Annotated in this window: 16 protein-coding genes; 4 read left to right on the top strand and 12 right to left on the bottom strand. The window is 62.9% G+C overall.

Going from position 1 to position 17,277, the window contains the following annotated elements; all coding sequences use genetic code 11:
* The first annotated feature begins 101 nt into the window (after positions 1–101).
* Positions 102–1,580, top strand: coding sequence for a MocR-like pyridoxine biosynthesis transcription factor PdxR (gene pdxR, locus GM668_RS22280; protein ID WP_155441166.1), 1,479 nt, complete (start codon positions 102–104; stop codon positions 1,578–1,580).
* Here the strand turns inward: pdxR and GM668_RS22275 are convergent.
* The gene (locus GM668_RS22275) at positions 1,577–2,689 is read right to left on the bottom strand and encodes an acyl-CoA dehydrogenase family protein (RefSeq protein WP_155441165.1); all 1,113 of its coding nucleotides are present in this window, start codon (positions 2,687–2,689) and stop codon (positions 1,577–1,579) included. The genes pdxR and GM668_RS22275 overlap by 4 nt on opposite strands.
* Positions 2,690–2,890: 201 nt before the next feature.
* Between GM668_RS22275 and GM668_RS22270 the strand changes: the two genes are divergently transcribed.
* Entirely contained in the window at positions 2,891–4,972 is a 2,082-nt protein-coding gene (locus tag GM668_RS22270; protein ID WP_155441164.1) for a response regulator, read from the top strand.
* Here GM668_RS22270 and GM668_RS22265 read toward each other — a convergent pair.
* The 7 genes from GM668_RS22265 to GM668_RS22235 all read right to left on the bottom strand — a co-directional run bounded on the left by GM668_RS22265 (position 4,961) and on the right by GM668_RS22235 (position 11,417).
* Positions 4,961–6,124, bottom strand: coding sequence for a putative peptide maturation dehydrogenase (locus GM668_RS22265; protein ID WP_155441163.1), 1,164 nt, complete (start codon positions 6,122–6,124; stop codon positions 4,961–4,963). The two genes, GM668_RS22270 and GM668_RS22265, sit on opposite strands and share 12 nt — an antisense overlap.
* Before the next feature lie 40 nt (positions 6,125–6,164).
* Positions 6,165–6,980 (bottom strand): heparin lyase I family protein, encoded by an 816-nt coding sequence (locus tag GM668_RS22260; protein ID WP_155441162.1) that lies wholly within the window; start codon positions 6,978–6,980, stop codon positions 6,165–6,167.
* Between the two features lie 227 nt (positions 6,981–7,207).
* Complete coding sequence (locus GM668_RS22255; protein WP_155441161.1) at positions 7,208–8,401, bottom strand: amino acid aminotransferase; 1,194 nt, start codon at positions 8,399–8,401, stop codon at positions 7,208–7,210.
* An 18-nt stretch (positions 8,402–8,419) separates the two neighbouring features.
* Positions 8,420–9,496: a 4-hydroxyphenylpyruvate dioxygenase gene (hppD, locus tag GM668_RS22250; RefSeq protein ID WP_155441160.1), complete on the bottom strand. Its 1,077-nt coding sequence runs from the start codon at positions 9,494–9,496 to the stop codon at positions 8,420–8,422.
* A 168-nt stretch (positions 9,497–9,664) separates the two neighbouring features.
* Entirely contained in the window at positions 9,665–10,402 is a 738-nt protein-coding gene (locus GM668_RS22245) for a transporter substrate-binding domain-containing protein (protein ID WP_155441159.1), read from the bottom strand.
* 113 nt (positions 10,403–10,515) lie between these two features.
* Positions 10,516–10,665, bottom strand: a complete 150-nt coding sequence (locus GM668_RS22240) for a hypothetical protein (protein ID WP_155441158.1) — start codon at positions 10,663–10,665, stop codon at positions 10,516–10,518.
* A 110-nt stretch (positions 10,666–10,775) separates the two neighbouring features.
* Positions 10,776–11,417 (bottom strand): NAD(P)-dependent oxidoreductase, encoded by a 642-nt coding sequence (locus GM668_RS22235; protein WP_155441157.1) that lies wholly within the window; start codon positions 11,415–11,417, stop codon positions 10,776–10,778.
* A 106-nt stretch (positions 11,418–11,523) separates the two neighbouring features.
* Between GM668_RS22235 and GM668_RS22230 the strand changes: the two genes are divergently transcribed.
* Together GM668_RS22230 and GM668_RS22225 are read left to right on the top strand one after the other, a co-directional pair.
* A complete protein-coding gene (locus tag GM668_RS22230; RefSeq protein ID WP_155441156.1) occupies positions 11,524–12,429 on the top strand; it encodes a LysR family transcriptional regulator in 906 nt (301 codons plus the stop codon).
* Between the two features lie 27 nt (positions 12,430–12,456).
* Positions 12,457–13,677 carry an MFS transporter gene (locus GM668_RS22225; protein WP_170305776.1) on the top strand — a complete coding sequence of 407 codons (1,221 nt, stop codon included), beginning with the start codon at positions 12,457–12,459 and terminating at the stop codon, positions 13,675–13,677.
* 24 nt (positions 13,678–13,701) lie between these two features.
* Here the strand turns inward: GM668_RS22225 and GM668_RS22220 are convergent, their stop codons facing one another.
* From GM668_RS22220 to GM668_RS22205, 4 genes are all read right to left on the bottom strand, one after another.
* On the bottom strand, positions 13,702–14,247 hold the full coding sequence (locus tag GM668_RS22220) for a hypothetical protein (RefSeq protein ID WP_155441155.1): 546 nt from the start codon (positions 14,245–14,247) through the stop codon (positions 13,702–13,704).
* A gap of 67 nt (positions 14,248–14,314) precedes the next feature.
* On the bottom strand, positions 14,315–14,932 hold the full coding sequence (locus GM668_RS22215; RefSeq protein ID WP_155441154.1) for a YdeI/OmpD-associated family protein: 618 nt from the start codon (positions 14,930–14,932) through the stop codon (positions 14,315–14,317).
* The gene (locus tag GM668_RS22210) at positions 14,929–15,684 is read right to left on the bottom strand and encodes a hypothetical protein (protein ID WP_155441153.1); all 756 of its coding nucleotides are present in this window, start codon (positions 15,682–15,684) and stop codon (positions 14,929–14,931) included. The genes GM668_RS22215 and GM668_RS22210 overlap by 4 nt, the downstream gene beginning before the upstream one ends.
* A gap of 168 nt (positions 15,685–15,852) precedes the next feature.
* Positions 15,853–17,235 carry an alpha/beta hydrolase family protein gene (locus tag GM668_RS22205; protein WP_155441152.1) on the bottom strand — a complete coding sequence of 461 codons (1,383 nt, stop codon included), beginning with the start codon at positions 17,233–17,235 and terminating at the stop codon, positions 15,853–15,855.
* Positions 17,236–17,277: the final 42 nt, after the last annotated feature.

Genomic DNA, 17,277 nt, shown 5'->3' with positions numbered 1-17,277 from the left:
TCAATGAAGCCAGGTTGGCGAGGCTTCATAGTAGAGTCCACTGGACCTATAATACAGATCCAATCGCCAATAAATGATGGATCCACTTTTCTGAGGTTGTATTGAAGATCGCCACGCTTTCCGATTACCTGTTGCAGCGCATCGACCGCGCCGCCGGCCAGCCGCTGAACCGCCAGTTGTACCAGGTGGTGCGCGAAGCGATCCTGGCGGAAGTGCTGCCAGCCGGCCTGCAATTGCCGTCGTCGCGCGACCTGGCGCGGGAATTGGGTATTTCGCGCAATACGGTCATCAATGCCTACGACCACCTGGCGTCGGAAGGCTATATCGCCACCCGCACAGGCGCCGGCACGTTCGTCACGGACACCGTGCCGGACCAGTTGTCCGATGCGGACCGCACGGAACCGGCTGTGCGGCAAGCCGGCGGCCACGCAGGATTGTCGGCGCGCGGTGCGCGCCTCGTGCAGCGGGCCGGCGCATCAAAAACCCAGTGGGGCGCATTCATGCCGGGCGTGCCGGATATCACGCGCTTCCCCGTCAAGGTGTGGAGCCGCCTGCAAAACGTGCACTGGCAGCGCGGCAAACCGGAATTGCTGTCCTATGCGTCCGGCGCGGGCTACCTGCCGCTGCGGGAAGCCATTGCCGATTACCTGCGCGTGGCCCGTTCCGTCAATTGCCACGCGGGGCAAGTCATCATCACGGCCGGTATCCACCAGTCGATCGACCTGGCCGCCAAGCTGCTGGGTGAATCCGGCGACCGCGCGTGGGTGGAAGATCCGTGCTACTGGGGCACGCACAGCGTATTGAATTCGCTGGACCTGGCGCCGGTACCGGTGCCGGTCGACAGCGAAGGCATGACCTTGCCTCCGGAGATGCTGCGCACGCCGCCCCGCTTTATTTTCGTCACGCCGTCGCACCAGTACCCGCTCGGTCCCGTGATGTCGCTGGCGCGCCGCCGCGCGCTGCTCGACTACGCGGCCGCCCACCAGGTGTGGATCATGGAAGATGATTACGACAGTGAATTCCGCTATACCGGAAGGCCGCTGGCGTCGCTGCAAGGCATGGATACGTTCCAGCGCGTCGTCTACCTGGGATCATTCAGCAAAACCCTGTTTCCCGGCCTGCGCATCGGCTTCATGGTGGTGCCGGAACCCGTGGCGGACGCCTTTGCGACGGGCGTGGCGGAACTATACCGGGGCGGCCAGATTTTTACGCAGGCGGTCCTGGCGGACTTCATGGCGCAGGGCTATTTTGCGTCGCACATCCGGCGCATGCGCCAGCTGTATGCGCAGCGGCGGCACTTGCTGCAGCAAGCCATCGATGACGCGTTTGGCGGCAAGCTGGCCACCACGGGCGGCGACGCCGGCCTGCACCTGACGTTATTGCTGCCGCCGGGCTGCGATGACCAGGCAGTCAGCCGCGCCGCGGCGCTGGAAGGCGTGATCGCGCGGCCATTGTCAGGCTATTACAGTGATCCGCAGCAGGGCCAACGGGGCTTGCTGCTGGGGTATGCGTGCGTCCCGGATGAATTGATCCAGCCCACGTTCGCGCAACTGGCGCGCGTGATCAACAAATATCGTTAATCAAGCGCCAGCAGCAGCGCGTGCTGGGACGCCGTATGGAAGTCGCGCCACACCCGGTTGATGGCGCTGTCTTCGCGCGCCGCGTACAGCCCGCAATAAGGGTACAGGCCATCGACCGCTTCGCGCGAAACGCGCACCAGCGCCAGCGACACCTCCTTCAACACCGTCATGCCCTGCTCATCGAGCGCTTCGCCGCCTTCCACCCGCGCCCAGCCTGCATCGAGCGCCGCATAAAAGGCGCTGCGCGCATCGTCGAATGAACGGTGCAGCGCAGCCGACAGCGTTGCCACGACGGATGCTTGCGCAACCGGCGCCTGCGTTCCCGGCTGGCGCCGGTGCGCCAGGCATTCCGCTGCCAGCGCCATGAAATGCGCCGCCATGCCCGCCACATTGGCGGCCAGCGTCACATACGCCAGCGAATAAAACGGGAAGCGGTACAAGGGCCCGGCGGCAGTCGCCGCATCCGGGCGGATGGCAAAGCCGTACCCCGCAGGCACCCATTGACCTTCAATGCGGTAACTGTGCGACGCCGTGCCGCGCAAGCCCGTCATATTCCACGTCGCCTCGATTTGCACGTGGCGGGCCGGCACGAGGAATGCGCGGATGCGCGGCGCGCCGCTTTCATCGAGCAGCGGCAAGCCGCCGCGGCGCAACACGGCATTCAATGTAAAGTGGGTCGCCATTGGCGCCCCGCTGGCGTAATCCCAGCGCCCAGTCAGGCGGAAGCCGCTGCCCTCTTCGTCCGCATAACCGGTTGGTGCCCCGCTGCCTGCCGGGCAGACGCGGTGCGTGCCCACCACGCCGCGCGCCACATCTGTCGGCAGGAATCCGGCGAACCAGCCGGCGCCCGCACACAGCGTCACCACCCAGCCCGCGCTGCCATCTTGCCGCGCCACGGCTTCTTCCAGCCGTACGGCTTTCGGCAGCGGCCATTCCATACCGCCCGCCGCAAGCGGCGCCAGCATGCGCAGCCAGCCGCGCCGGTGTATCAATGCCTGCTGCACCGGGTGCAGAAAACCGCCGGCATCCGCCGCGGCGGCATGGCGCCGCAAGCGGCTGCCATCACGTTCGGACAGTTCAGGGACGGGACAGGAAGGTGGTGGCGGCATGGCGGATTTCCGGAAATGCAAGGCGCGCAGCATACCACGGCGGCCCGCCAGCCCAAATCCGTGCAATTTGCACAACTTTTTTACTTCCCCGGACAGTTGCATGCTACGATGTGCGTGTAGGAACAGTCCTACAAAGCAACCGCATCCCCGCCATGGCTTGCATAGTTTCATGGCATCAACATTTGGCAGGAGCACGCCGGTTTGTCCTGGATTATTCTTCTTGGCAGTAGCGCGGCCGCCTGGGCTCTGTACCAATGGCGCGTGCGCGGCCTGCTGCGCGCCCAAGCCGACCTGGAAGAAGCATTGCGCATGCTTGACCAGGCGCGGGCCGACGCGGAAGCCGCATCGCGCGCCAAGAGTGAATTCCTGGCCAATATGAGCCATGAAATCCGCACGCCGATGAATGCGCTGATCGGCTTGTCGCGCCTGACGCTGCGCACGGACCTGACGCCGAAGCAGCGCGATTACCTGGACAAGATCCTGTGGTCGGGTGAAAACCTGCTGGACATCATTAACGAAATCCTGGATTTTTCCAAAATCGAAGCGCGCCGCCTGCAGCTGGAACACATCCCCTTCCCGCTCGACGAACTGCTGGACAATGTGGCTGGCGTCATTGCGCAACAAACCGAAGAAAAAGGCATCAAGCTTGCTTGCAGCGTGGCGCCGGACGTGCCACGCCGGTTGCTGGGCGACCCGCTGCGGCTGGGCCAGGTGTTGCTGAACCTGGCCGGCAATGCGGCAAAATTTACCGAACGCGGTGAAATCGTCCTGTCGGTCGAACTGTCGGAACGGTATGCGGACAGTGTGGTCCTGCAATTTGCCGTGCGCGACACGGGCATCGGCATGACGCCGCAACAGCTCACCAGCCTGTTCCAGTCTTTTACCCAGGCGGACAACTCCATCACCCGTAAATATGGCGGCACCGGGCTGGGACTGTCGATTTCCCGCCAGCTGGTGGAGCTGATGGGCGGCGCCATTACCGTCACCAGCCAGCCGGGCGTGGGCAGCTGCTTTATTTTCGACATCCAGCTCGGCATCGCGCCCGCGGAAAACGCCAAGGCCGTGGCGCAAAGCCACCCCGCACGCCAGCCCGACCTGGCGCCGCTGGCCGGCGCCCGTGTACTGCTGGCGGAAGACAATGCCATCAGCCGCGAAGTGGCGCTGGCGTTCTTGTCCGACGCGCCGGTGACTGTCGATGTAGCGCTCGATGGCATGCAAGCCGTAGAAATGGTGCAGAACCAGCACTACGACCTGGTGCTGATGGATGTGCAAATGCCCGTCATGGATGGCCTGGCAGCCGCGCGCACCATCCGCGCGCTGGGACAATTTGACGGGTTGCCCATCATTGCCATGACGGCGCACGCGCTGCGCAGCGACAGGGAAGCCAGCATGGCGGCCGGCATGAATGAACACGTGACGAAGCCCATCGATCCCGCCGCGCTGTATGCGGCATTGCTGCGCTGGATCGCGCCACGCATCCCCGCAGCGCCAATGCTGGCGCACGCCGCCAGCCCCGCAAAAGCCTGCCAGAGCGCCCCATTGCCAGCCATTGCCGGTATCGACTGGCAGGCGGCGCTGCACCGCGTCGACCAGCGCCATGATTTGCTGCAAAGAGTGATTACCGGTTTCCGCGCCACCTACGGCGCTGCGGGACAGGCGCTGCTGCACGATCCCGCCACACCGCAGCAAACATTGCAGCGCTTTGCGCACGGCTTGAAATCCGCCGCCGCCACGATCGGCGCCCATGCCGCCATGCAGATGGCGTCCGCACTGGAATGCGCGCTGCGCGAAGGCCGCGGCGCCGATGCCCAGTCAATGCGGGCGCCGCTGGCCGCGACGCTGGCAGCATTGACAGCAGCCATGCAGGCGGCGGACGGCGCCCCCTCCTCCACCGCCACGCCAGGGGGCCCGCCGCACATTTTGATCGTCGACGACCATGAACTGAACCGGGAATTGCTGTCCTTGCTGCTGGACGATACGTACGCCATCACAGCAACCGGCGACGGCGCGCACGCCTTGCAATTGGCGCTACAGCACCAGCCTGACCTGATTCTGCTGGACGTCGTGATGGAAGGGATGGACGGCCACGAAGTGCTGCGCCGACTGAAAGACGACTGCCGCACCGCCCACATTCCCGTGGTGTTCGTCAGCGGGCTCGATACCGAAGATGACCGCGCGCGCGGCCTCGAACTGGGCGCTGCAGGCTATATTGCCAAGCCATACAAGCCCGACGCCGTGCGCGCCTGCGTGGCCCAGTGTCTGCAACAGGCGCTATTGACGTAACTCCACGTAATCGCCGGGCGCGGGCAATCCACAGCCGCACACCGCCACCACCATATCGGCCAGCGGATCCAGTCCCAGCGCCTGTTCCAGTTCCCCCTCATTGATGGCCGCCGTGACGAAACCGGCCATGCCGGCTTCCGCCGCCAGCAAATACAGCGTCTGCGACAAATGCCCGGCATCGAGCAGCAGCGCGCGGTGCGCTTTCGCGTGGTTGCGGTACTTCCAGAAATTGCGCGCCACCCGGGCGGCCACGATCACCATCCATGGCGCATCGGCAAACCATTGTTGGTCCGCCACGGCCACCAGCGCCAATTGCCGCGCCGCGCCGCCGCTCATCATGTGCAGCGGTTCCAGCACATGGTCCACCGCGTGATAGTGGTACAGGCCCGGCGCCACGCCATCGATACGCTGCGCCAGCACATACGCTTCACACGGGTGCAGCCCGCCCGCGGACGGACTGGTTTTCTTCAGCACCGATGCACCGGGCGCCATTTCACGCCGGCCCTGCGCGCCGAAAGTGCGCTGCAGCAGGCGTGCCGCCAGCGCCAGCGGCATCTGTGCCTTCGTATCGAAATTGCGGCCCGTGTAGCGCCGCAGCAGCACGCCGTCCAGCGTGCTCTTTTCCGGCTGCGGCAATGCAATGGCGCAGCCCTGCGCGCCGCGCGTGACGGCGGGTTCCGGCGGCTGGCCATACACTTGCACCAGTTCGTCGAAAGTCGGGAATTGCATGCCCGATTCGCTGCGCATGCCGCGCCACCGGCTGAACATGTGGGCCACGGCCGATAAAGGCCGCCAGTGCTGGGCGCGCAGCACGTCGTCGCGGGCGCGGAAATGCGCCAGCGCATCTGGCAAGCCGTCCGGCAATCCGCCGCCGTCCGCCACCAGCAGCCCGCATGCCAGCAGGCGCGCGACGCATGCGTCGCCAAGCTGCTGTTCCAGCGTAGCCACCGGCTGCCACACAGTCTGGCCCACGCGTCCCAGCGCGGCCACGTCTTCCGCCGCCACCGGTACTTCACGGTCCAGGTGCGGCGCCAGCGCCACCCAGCTCAGCGACGCGGCCAGCGCGCCGCCACCGGACAGCATCGCTTGCCAATCCAGTTCCAGTGCTTCCCTGGGTTCGATCAACAGTACCGCACAGCGCCTCGCCAGCATCCGCGTTCTCCAGTGATGGGGATACGCGATTGTACGTCCGCTACCACTGGATGGTGGAGCCGTTGATGAATGTCGAGCAGGGGCTGTTCTGGTACATCTGCAGCGTGGTCGTGGTGGCGCCGCCGACACGGATAAAGTCCGAGATCACCGTGCGTTCCGTCACACCCATCAAGCCGGGGAACGACACGCCGGCCCGCGGGCGCTGCAGCGCGCCGTAGTAGGAATTGCTGGAATTGGCTGCATTGAATACTTTTTCACCGTTCATCCACATCGTCGTGGCGCCGGTCGCAAGGGCCGCTTCCCAGTCGGCCCGCACCACCAGGCAATACCAGCGGTTCGTGATGGCCGGTCCCAGCTGTATCACCTGGCGTGCGGAATTGTCCGCCGTCGCGTTGGCCGGGTCGAAAAAGTTCGTGTTGAGGTTCAATTCCAGCCCGCCGCCGCGCACCAGCAGCGTCAGCGGCGCGGCCTGCCCGGCGGCATTGGTGCTGCTGCTGTCGATTTGCGCAATCACCGTGGGATTCGGATGCACGACCCAGTCAGCCGGCAAGAATACGCTGATGCCATACCAGCGCACGCCGGACGCCGTGCTTTCATTGAGCGGGTAATAATCCGTGCGCATCAAGCCGCCCACCGGCGTGTCCGTGCTGCGCACCACGCTGCTGACCACCGTGCGGCCGCTGCCCGCCGGGTCAGGAATAAAGCTGATATTGCCGCCGCTGGCCGAATCCAGCGCATAGCGGTCATAAAATGCCGACGGCGTGGTGACGCCGCCGATCAGCGGATCGATTTGCGCACTGGCTGCGCCGCAAAACAACAGGCTGGAAAGCAGGCAGGCTTGTTTGAATGTGCTCATGGTGTTCTCCCAAATCCGATACGAACTGGGAGGCACGATAGCATGCTGATGGCTACTAATTGTTGCCGCAAACCAACATTACGAAATTAAATTTCGATAAAAATAAAACATTTCGAATATCGTTAGATCAACTCACATTTCAACCTGATATTCAAAACTGACAAGAGAGTTGCCGTGAACTACACGGCGACGCGCTGCCGGCGCGCCGCCGTGGCTGAAGGGAACAATCAGCCGCGCCGCTTCAGGACGCGCGCCATGGCATCGGCAGCCGGCGCTATGGTCGCTTGCGTCAGCGCCGCGATGCACAGGCGGCCCGAGCCCACCAGGTAGACGGCCGATTCCACGCGCATGCTTTCCACTTCCTGCGCCGTCAGGCCGGTGTAGCTGAACATGCCGGTCTGCCGCACCAGGTATTCAAAGTCGCCCTGCGGCATGCGTTCGCGCAGCGCGTCGTACAAGCCTTTGCGCATGGCGGCCACGCGCAGGCGCATGCCATCGAGTTCGGCGCGCCAGTCGGCACGCAGCGCAGCGTCGCCCAGCACGCGGGCAATGATCCGGGCGCCGTGGGTGGGCGGGTTCGAATAGTTGCGGCGGATCGTGGCTTTCAGCTGGCCCAGCACGTTGTCGGCCTGCTGTGCATCGGCGCACACGACGGACAGCGAACCGCAACGCTCGCCGTACAGCGAGAAATTCTTCGAGAACGACGTGGCGGCAAACAGCGGGATGCCTTGCGCGGCAAAGTGGCGGATCGGGAACGCATCTTCATCGACACCCTGGCCAAAGCCCTGGTATGCCATGTCAAAGAATGGCAGCAAGCCGCGGCGCTTCACCAGTGCCGCCACTTCGCGCCACTGCTGCGCATCGAGGTCGGCGCCGGTCGGGTTGTGGCAGCATGCGTGCAGCAGCACCACGTCGCCGGCCGGCACGGTTTCCAGCGCATTGAGCATGCCCATGAAATCCACCAGGCCGGTAGCCGGATTGAAGTACCGGTATTTTTTTACCTTCAGGCCCGAGCCCTGGAAAATGCTGTGGTGGTTATCCCACGTTGGGTCGCTGACCCAGACCGCCGCTTGCGGGAAGTAGCGGGCGATGAAATCGCCGCCCACTTTCAGCGCGCCGGAGCCGCCCAGCGTCTGTGCGACAGCAATCCGCTCGCTTGGAACAGCGTCGCCAAAGGTCAGCGCGCTGACCGCCTTGCGGTAGGCGGCATTGCCTTCCATCGGCAGGTATGGGCGCGTGCCCAGGTCGGCCGCCAGTGCGGTTTCCGCAGCCAGCACGGCGCGCATGGCCGGCATTTTGCCGGCTTCATTCAGGTAGACGCCAATACTGAGATTGACTTTGTTCGGGCGCGGATCGGCGCCGAATTGTTCATTGAGCGTCAGGATAGGATCGCCCGGGAATGGTTCCACATGCTTGAACATCTTGTTTCCTTAATCTGCTTAGTCAGCTTTCAACACGCCGCGCTGGATCTGGTCGCGCTCGATGGATTCAAACAGCGCCTTGAAGTTGCCTTCACCAAAGCCTTCATCGCCTTTGCGCTGGATGAACTCGAAGAATACAGGACCCAGCTGGGTTTTAGAGAAGATTTGCAGCAGCAGGCGGCGGTTACCGTTCGACGTATCGCCGTCCAGCAAAATGCCGCGCGTTTTCAGCGCCTCCACCGGCTCGCCATGGCCCGGCAGGCGGCCTTCCAGCATGTCGTAGTAGGTGGCTGGCGGCGCATCCATCAGCGGCACACCGGCTTCTTTCAGGCGGTCCAGCGTGTCGATCAGGTTCGGCGTGAACAGCGCGATGTGCTGGATACCTTCGCCATTGAATTGCATCAGGTATTCTTCGATCTGGCCCGAACCCTTGGACGATTCTTCGTTCAGCGGGATGCGGATCTTGCCGTCCGGCGCGCTCATGGCTTTGGACGTCAGGCCCGTGTATTCGCCCTTGATGTCGAAGTAGCGCAGTTCGCGGAAGTTGAACAGCTTTTCATAGAAGCCGGCCCAGTAAGCCATGCGGCCACGGTACACGTTGTGCGTCAGGTGGTCGATTTCCGTCATGCCGAAACCCACCGGGTTGCGGTCCACGCCTTCGATGTATTCGAAGTCGATGTCGTAAATGGATTTGCCTTCTTCGAAGCGGTCGATCAGGTACAGCGGCGCGCCGCCGATGCCTTTAATGGCAGGCAAACGCAATTCCATCGGGCCGACCGGCATGTCGACCGCTTGCGCGCCCAGTTCCAGCGCGCGGCGGTAGGCGTGCTGCGAGTTTTTCACGCGGAACGCCATGCCGCACGCGGACGGGCCATGTTCCGCCGCGAAGTACGCAGCCGCGCTGCCCGGTTCATTATTGATGATGAAGTTGATGCCGCCCTGGCGGTACAGCGTCACTTGCTTGGAGCGGTGGTTGGCGACCTTGGTGAAACCCATGGCCTCAAATACAGGTTCCAGCACGCCTGGCTTTGGCGATGCGAATTCAACGAATTCAAAGCCCATCAGGCCCATTGGGTTGTCAAACAGATCGGACATTTCATGCTCCTCGTCAGTTGTAGGTATGCATGAAAGTGTATTGCGCCAGCAATGCAATTTGCGCGCGATGCGCCAGCCATTCCGTGTTATTTACGCACACAAATCCCGAAAACGGGCAAATTCATGCACATTCATTGCACGCACCCTGGAACCGGCGGATTCCGCGCCCTATTGCTTCTTTGTGCCGCTGGCGCGTGTCTCTTCCAGCATGCGCGCCAGCGTCTGCTGCAGGATGTGGCGCATGCGCCCCTCGTGCTCCATCGCAGCCAGGCTGGCGGTAATTTTCGGCACCAGGTCGCGGTGGCTGGCGTTCAGGTAGTGGTACAGCACGACCTTGGCCAGCGGCGGCTCCAGCATGGTGACTTTGCGGGTGCGCAATTCCCGCATTTTCAGCACACCCTCGATGCGCGTGGCGACGGCAAAGTCGATCTCTTCGCTTTCCAGCTTGGTGAACAGTTGCGTATTGTCGGCAAACACGTCAACTTTCATGCCACGCGTGCCATCTTCCGCATATTGCACCCCTTTCAAGATACCAATGCGGTAAGGCCGCAAGCTTTCCCAGCCATGCAGCGCCAGCGGCGTACGGTTGCCAAAGACCATGGCGTCGACCGTCACCACCGCCACCGGCACGCGAATCAGGTTCGGATATTTAAGCTCCAGGCCAGCAACCCGGGCCGGCAAGCCATCAAGTTCGCCCCGGTTGGCATCGAGCAGCGACTGGTCCGCCCGCGTCGCCGTGTCATACACGGTAATGCCGATACGGCGATACGCTTCGTGCAATACCGACAAGGCAGTCTGGGAAATCGCGCCGTGGCCGGTCGCAATCCGGATTTCTTCGGCAGCGCATACAGGGCCGGCCAAGGCTGCCACGAGCAAACCGGCGAATGGGAAGTTCTTTAAAAACATGCGCGCTAGAATGTGACAATGAAAGCCACTATAGCATTGAAACCACCACCCTCGGCAATGGCAATATCAGGAAAGCAATGCCATCAGCGCGGCCGGATGACAGTGCCACCCCATCAATCCGCACAGCCCCATGAACACGCCGAACCCGGTCGGCACCATGGCCAGCGCAGCCTGCGCTGCCGGGTCAGCGTGGTAATGGCCAGCACCGCCAGCACAATGGCGACGCGCCTGTTCAGCGGGTTGTTGTCATCGTTGTCGTCCATATTGCAAAGTTCCAGTGCAAATGAAAAACGGCATTTTATCGGCTGCAGCGGCGCCCGATTAAAGTGTCACATTTGCTTGCAATTTGGAACGACAACGTACAACACCGGGGTCAATACGCGACGGTAAAGCGGCTGCGTTCGTGCGCCGGCTGCGCCAGTTCATCCAGCATGGCGACCGCATAATCTTCCACGGAAATGCGGCTCTCGCCATGTGCATCGGCCAGCAACTGGTCTTTGCCGAGGCGGAACCGGCCCGTGCGTTCGCCCGGCACGATATGCGCGGCGGGGCTCAGCATGGTCCAGTTCAGCGTTTCTTCCTTGCGCAGCAGATTCAACGCTTCACGCGCACCCAGCGCACTTTGCTTCCACTGTTCCGGGAAGTCCGGCGTGTCGACCACTTGCACGCCGGGCGCCACTTCCAGGCTGCCCGCGCCGCCCACCACCAGCAAGCGCCTGACGTGGGCGCGCTTGGCGGCGGCAATGATAGCCCGCATGCCTTGCACATAGTAGTCATACGTATTGTCGCCGTGCGCGTGGCCGCTGAATGCCGTGATGACAGCGTCATGGCCTTCCAGCTGCGATGCCAGCGCCGCCGTGTCCAGCACATCCGTCTTGACCGCTGTGGCTGCCGGATGGGCCGGAACCCGTTCCGGGCGTGATACCAGCGCCGTAACCTGGTGCTGGCGCGCCAGCGCTTCCGCCAGCAATTTGGAACCGATATAGCCGGTAGCGCCGATGATTGCGATTTTCATGCTGTACTCCTGTCGTCATTGAATGGAATGACGCCATGTTGCCTGCTTTGATTGATATGATAAACAATAAGAGTCATAATTGATTGATTCGGTTTTCTAAATAATTATGACGCTCCCCGGGCACATCAACCTCAACGACCTCGTGGTGTTTACGGCGGTGGCCGAGGCGGGCGGGTTTACCGCGGCCGCCAGCCGCCTGCACGTGGCGCCGGCCAAGGTCAGCCTGGAAATCGCGCGCCTGGAAACGCAGCTGGGCATGGCGCTGTTTACCCGCACCACGCGCAAAGTCGTGCTGACGGAGGCCGGCCAGGCGCTGCATGGGCAATGCGCGCCCCTGCTGGCGCAAATGCAGATGGTGCTCGATGGCTTGCACGGCACGCAGGAACAGCTGTCCGGCGTGCTGCGCATTGCCGCGCCTGTCGACCACGGCACGCAGACATTGGCGCCCGCGCTGGCCCGCTTTGCCACAATGCACCCCGCCCTGCACATCGACTTGCGCACCAGCGACCGGCTGGCCGACCTGGTGGCCGAAGGCATCGACGTGGCCATCCGCATGGGCTGGCTGCGCGATTCATCGCTGCGCGCAGTGCGGCTGGGCGATTTCGGCCAGTACGTGGTGGCGTCCAAGGCGTACCTGGCCCGCGCCGGCACGCCGAAAGCCCCTGCCGACCTGGCGCGGCACGACTGGATTGCGCTGACCTTGCTGCCGGCGCCGTTGACGTGGACGTTCACCAATGGCGAAGGCGGCATGCAAACCGTGCAAGTCAAAGCCCGCATCAAAGCCGATTCGGCGGGCGCCTTGCGCTCGCTGATCCGCCATGGCGCGGGCATCACCGTGCTGGACCAGTTCAGCGCGGAACCGGACCTGGCCTCGGGCGAGCTGGTACGGGTCATGCCGGACTGGCAGCCGCCGCGCGGCGGCCTGTATGCCGTGTATCCGCCCGGCCGCCACATTTCCGCCAAGGCGCAGGCATTTACGCGCTTTTACCAAGATTATCTGGCGTCCAGATAGCTGGCGCTGCAACGGGAGAATTGCGTGATGGCAGACAGCGACACCAGTACCGTCAAGCGCCTGCTGTACGTGCGCGCCTTGCGCGGATTTGCCGACGGCTGCATCAGTATCTTGCTGCCGGTCTACCTGCATGCGCTGGGCATGGCGCCGGTCGAGATTGGTGTGATCGCCACCGCCACGCTGGCCGGTTCCGGCGCCATGGTGTTATGGACCGGCATGCGCGCCACGCATTTCCAGGCCCGCACACTGCTGCTGGCAGCCTCGCTACTGATGGCCGCGACGGGATTCGGCTTTGCCCTGGCGCCCGGCTTTTGGCCGCTGTTGCTGGTGGCGGTGGTGGGAACCCTGAACCCGTCCAGTGGCGACGTCAGCGTATTCCTGCCGATCGAACATGCCTTGCTGACGCAATCCGGCCAGGCCCGGGAGCGCACCGCGCTGTTCGCCCGCTATAGCCTGACGGGTACGTTGTCGGCGGCGGCAGGCGCCTTGGCTGCCGGCGCTCCCGCGTTCATCTCGACGGCAACGGGCATGGCCAGCGTCACGGCATTACAGTGCATGTTCGTCCTGTATGGCGCGGCAGGATTGGCGGCTGTCGCGATTTACCGGGGCTTGCCGGCACGGCCCCGCGCGGCGGCGAAGGCAGCGCCCTCCCCGTTGAGGCAGTCGCGGCGCCACGTCTATACGCTGGCCGCCTTGTTCAGCCTCGACGCGTTTGGCGGCGGCTTGCTGGTGCAGTCGCTGCTGGCGCTGTGGCTGTTCCAGCAATTCCAATTGTCCGTCGCCGCTGCAGGGACCATCTTTGCATGCTGCGGCTTGCTGGCGGCATTGTCGTACCTGGCCGCCGTGCGCCTGGCAGACCGCTTTGGCCTGATCAACACGATGGTGTTTACGCACCTGCCTTCGAGCCTGCTGCTGATCGCGATACCCTTCGCGCCGTCGCTGACGGTAGCCGTGCTGCTGCTGTTTGTCCGCAGCGCGCTGTCGCAGATGGACGTCCCGACGCGCAGTTCCTACGTGATGGCCATCGTGCCGCCGGAAGAACGGGCCGCGGCGGCCAGCATCACGTCCGTGCCGCGCAGCCTGGCTGCGGCAGCCAGTCCGGTACTGGCCGGATACCTGCTGGGCATCTCACCGTTTGGCTGGCCGCTGGTGATGGCCGGCGGCTTGAAAATCACGTATGACGTGCTGCTGTATGTGCTGTTCAAGGATGTGCGCCCGCCCGAAGAAGGCGTGGGCAAGCAGACGTAGTGTCAGAAGCATTGATTAGCCCTGTCAACCGCATGCGTCTGCGTTTGAAAACTCGTCGGAGGCAGTCCAGCCCCGCTTGCCGGCCTTGTTTTCGACCTGCTTCCACCAAGTCATTTTCGCATCCTTTCCATCGACGCCGGGCATCGCGGCGAGACCGGCGCCGCTGGTATAGACCTTGCCCCGGTACCAGAACAGATAGGAACCCTCACCCAGCGGAGCAAGCATATAAATGACATCCCCGGCCTTGAGCGCAAGCTGCGGCTTGTCGACGCCTTGGACATAGCCATCCTGCACAGTCTTGTCGATGCGAACTATCGACGCTTTCTCCGTCACCACGACACCCGTCAGGGCCCGGACCTGTTCGTCTTTGCGCAGGCGGAATACGACAGCGGACTGGTTGTTCCGGCTTTCATGCACAGCAATATCCGCATTGGCGGTCCAGTCCCGGTACGTGCAGCATTCGAAAGGACAGACTCCCCAGTTTTCAAAATTGCCCGGAGGTTGCTCTTGCGCCGCAGCACCCGGGCAACACAATATGAACATGACGAAGCTAATCAATAATCTATTCACGTGAGTTCCTTTCTCGCTTAATGGTCCACATTTGGCCATTTTCCGGCGTCACGGCGACGAATGACTTTCATGGCGCGTCCCCGGCCACCTTGCCCGGCTTCTTTGCCATGACGGGATGCAGCGTTTCATGCCGGGCCAGCATGGCTGCATACTCCTGCGCCTTACGCATTTTGGTCTCCGGCTTTACCGCTGTCTGCAACCGGAACAACACTGCGTAACGGTTTTGAGAATTGAGCGTAGCGAAAAATTCAGCGGCCCCGGGGTGGTCAGCGAAGGCCGCAAGCAGTTCGGCCGGCACGCTGGCCATGCTGGCCGAATCGTAGGCAGCATCCCATCGGCCATCTTTGCGCGCCCGCTCGATTTCAGCCAGTCCACTCGGCTGCATCTTGCCCTCCTCAATATACCTGAGCGCCTTTTCGCGATTGACCTTGGACCATAAACTGCGTGCGCGCCGTGGTGTCCAGCGCTGCAGATAGTAATGCGCGTCGAGTGAACGCTTCTGGCCATCAATCCAGCCGAAGCACAGCGCAACTTCCAGCGCCTCCTGGTAGCTGACGCTGGGGAGCGGCGCCCCCTTCTTTGCATGCTGCAGCCACACCCCGCCGGAGATATCGTGGTGCGCCGCCAGCCAATGTGCAAACGCTCCTTGGGATGGAAACAGCATCGACTCAACATCTGCTGTCATTTGATTGCTCCGATCTCGTTTTGAGTCAGCGCCGCCGCCAGCTGCGCTTCCACCGTGTGCTGCGGCAGCGCTTCCGCAAACACTTGCATCACGGTCTTGCCCAATCCCAGCTGGAAATCCACCAGCAAGTGTTCGCGCTTGTATGTGCCGTCATTCGCCAGCGTCCCCGAGGCAAATGGCTGGCGGTAATCGGCAATATGGAAGGCATCGTTTTTTCCCACCACATCGGCATACCCCTCCATCAGCCAGTGCGGATACTTCACATACGCCAGCCTGCCGAACCGGCGCGATTCCATCACGTGGGCCGCCTCGTGCGCCAGGAAATACGATGCGGAGCGCGACTCGGCATCGACAATCCTGGCGCCGCCCGGCATGCGCAGGCTGTTGGTATCGAAATCCACACCGCGGATGAACACGTGGCGCGTGAACGCCCCTTCCGTGACTCCGCCAGCACGTGTCGTGAATTTATGGTTGTAGAACGCGAACCTGGCCAGCGAATTGCAGATGTAGATGTCGTACTTGTCGTGCGCACCATGCAGCGGCGAGCGCTCTATGCGGCGCTGAGCATCATCGATCACGTGCGCGGCGCTGGCTGGAATCGCTTCATCCGAATGCACGATAAAGGCGCCGCGCTCATACGTATGCGGGAAAAACGGCCCTGGGACAGCCGCCACCGATTCATAGGCGGCCCAGCACAGCACGAGGCCCAGCACACCTTTGCCGATACGCTTACAAACCGTTGCCTTGGCCATTCGGGTCTCCGCCAGTAACCGCATTAATAAAACAGCAATTGTAGACGGCGCCGGCCATGATTTCAACGTGCGGGCTATCTCACGCCAGATACACGTCGCTCTTGAAGCGCCAACAGCCTGCGCCCGCCGCAGGGCGCAGGGCTGCGACAACGATGAGCCGCGTTGATGTTAGCGCACCTGGCCCTGTATCCAGCCAGTGATGGCCTCCAGCGCCGAAGGTGCCAGCGTCTCTTCAATTTGCGCATATTCCTGGCCGCTGCCAGTGGTGGCGGTCTGGAATAAATGGTTCAGCCTGGGCAGCTCTTTTACCACGGCGCGGGGATTATTGGCCAGTGCCGCGCGCATCGCGTCGAGGTCCAGCCGGGACGGCACTTGCCAGTCCAATTCGCCATTCAGCGCCAGCACGGGCTGGCGCATGGCCTTCAAGGCGACGCCGGGGTCCAGCGTCAAAAATGTATGAAACCATGGGCTGGTCAATGATTTGGCCGTCATGGCCGCCGTACCCGGCACATACAAGCCATCGCGCTCGCCCTGTTCCAGCATGGCCGTGGCCTTGCTGCGGGCCCGTTGCGGATCATGCTCTGCCATGATGGCGGCAAACAGTGCGCGGTTGGCAATGCGCTGCCGGGCCGCGGCTTCCGGCGGCAATCCGTCCAGCTCTGCATTGCGCGCCATTTGCTCGGCCATCAGCACGTCGCCGCGCACGCCGGGGCCGGCCATCAAGACGACGAAACCCAGCTGCGGGTCGCGCGCCGCCACCATCGGTGCAATCAGGCCGCCTTCGGAATGGCCTATCATGCCGATATGGCGCGCATTGATGTCCGGCCGGGTGCGCAGGTAAGCGACGGCTGCCTGTGCATCGAAAGCAAAATCCAGCGTGGTGGCCGTGTCGTAATCGCCATTGGAACCGCCGACGCCGCGCTTGTCATAACGCAGCACAGCAATGCCGTTGCGCGCCAAGTGGTCGGCCAGCACCAGGAAAATCTTGTGGCCGAAAATATCTTCATCGCGGTTATTCGGGCCGGAACCATGTACGAGCACCACTGCGGGCCACGGCCCGGCCCCTTTCGGAACAAACAGGCTGCCGGCCAGCTGCCATTGCGCATGGCCAAATTGCACTTCGTCGCTGGTGTATGGCGCGCTGGCGGCGGCTATCGCTGTTTCCTGCGGACGGCGCGGCTGCAGCGCGGCAGCGGCGCCCGCATCAGTACGCGTCAAATTCAGCGGCGCTTGCTGGCCTTGTGTCCACGTTCCTGCCCATACCTTGTCCTTGTCGTTCCAAACAGCCTGGTAGCTGGCGCCCAGCTTCGGAATTGCAAAGCTCAGGTGAGCGGCGTCCGATGCAAACTGGCTGACCTTGGTGGAAAATGCCTGGCTGGGACTATGCAGCGTTGCTTCCCACACGCCGGCCGGCGTCTTGCTGACATCCAGTACCACGGCCAGCGTACCGGCGATCGTCCCGTGCCAATGTCCCTGTGCGTCTTCCGCCCAAGCCGGGCTTACCGTACTGATAGCTGCCATGGCCAGCAGGCCGCCTGCCAATTTCCTCATGTTCGTGCGCCTTCCATTGTTTAAAGAAGCACCACCTTAACC

It is taken from the genome of Pseudoduganella ginsengisoli (genome assembly GCF_009720865.1).
In the GTDB taxonomy this organism is placed as follows: Bacteria; Pseudomonadota; Gammaproteobacteria; order Burkholderiales; family Burkholderiaceae_D; genus Rugamonas; species Rugamonas ginsengisoli.
This window is presented reverse-complemented; position numbering and strand designations above follow the sequence as displayed.

Bases quoted from the DNA above. Each gene is read 5' to 3' on its own strand.
- GM668_RS22275 (WP_155441165.1), bottom strand. From the start codon at position 2,689: ATGCCGCCACCACCTTCCTGTCCCGTCCCTGAACTGTCCGAACGTGAT.
- GM668_RS22255 (WP_155441161.1), bottom strand. From the start codon at position 8,401: ATGTTCAAGCATGTGGAACCATTCCCGGGCGATCCTATCCTGACGCTC.
- GM668_RS22265 (WP_155441163.1), bottom strand. From the start codon at position 6,124: ATGCTGGCGAGGCGCTGTGCGGTACTGTTGATCGAACCCAGGGAAGCA.
- GM668_RS22235 (WP_155441157.1), bottom strand. From the start codon at position 11,417: ATGAAAATCGCAATCATCGGCGCTACCGGCTATATCGGTTCCAAATTG.
- GM668_RS22230 (WP_155441156.1), top strand. From the start codon at position 11,524: ATGACGCTCCCCGGGCACATCAACCTCAACGACCTCGTGGTGTTTACG.
- GM668_RS22215 (WP_155441154.1), bottom strand. From the start codon at position 14,932: ATGACAGCAGATGTTGAGTCGATGCTGTTTCCATCCCAAGGAGCGTTT.
- GM668_RS22260 (WP_155441162.1), bottom strand. From the start codon at position 6,980: ATGAGCACATTCAAACAAGCCTGCCTGCTTTCCAGCCTGTTGTTTTGC.
- GM668_RS22205 (WP_155441152.1), bottom strand. From the start codon at position 17,235: ATGAGGAAATTGGCAGGCGGCCTGCTGGCCATGGCAGCTATCAGTACG.
- hppD (WP_155441160.1), bottom strand. From the start codon at position 9,496: ATGTCCGATCTGTTTGACAACCCAATGGGCCTGATGGGCTTTGAATTC.
- GM668_RS22225 (WP_170305776.1), top strand. From the start codon at position 12,457: ATGGCAGACAGCGACACCAGTACCGTCAAGCGCCTGCTGTACGTGCGC.
- GM668_RS22245 (WP_155441159.1), bottom strand. From the start codon at position 10,402: ATGTTTTTAAAGAACTTCCCATTCGCCGGTTTGCTCGTGGCAGCCTTG.
- GM668_RS22210 (WP_155441153.1), bottom strand. From the start codon at position 15,684: ATGGCCAAGGCAACGGTTTGTAAGCGTATCGGCAAAGGTGTGCTGGGC.
- GM668_RS22240 (WP_155441158.1), bottom strand. From the start codon at position 10,665: ATGGACGACAACGATGACAACAACCCGCTGAACAGGCGCGTCGCCATT.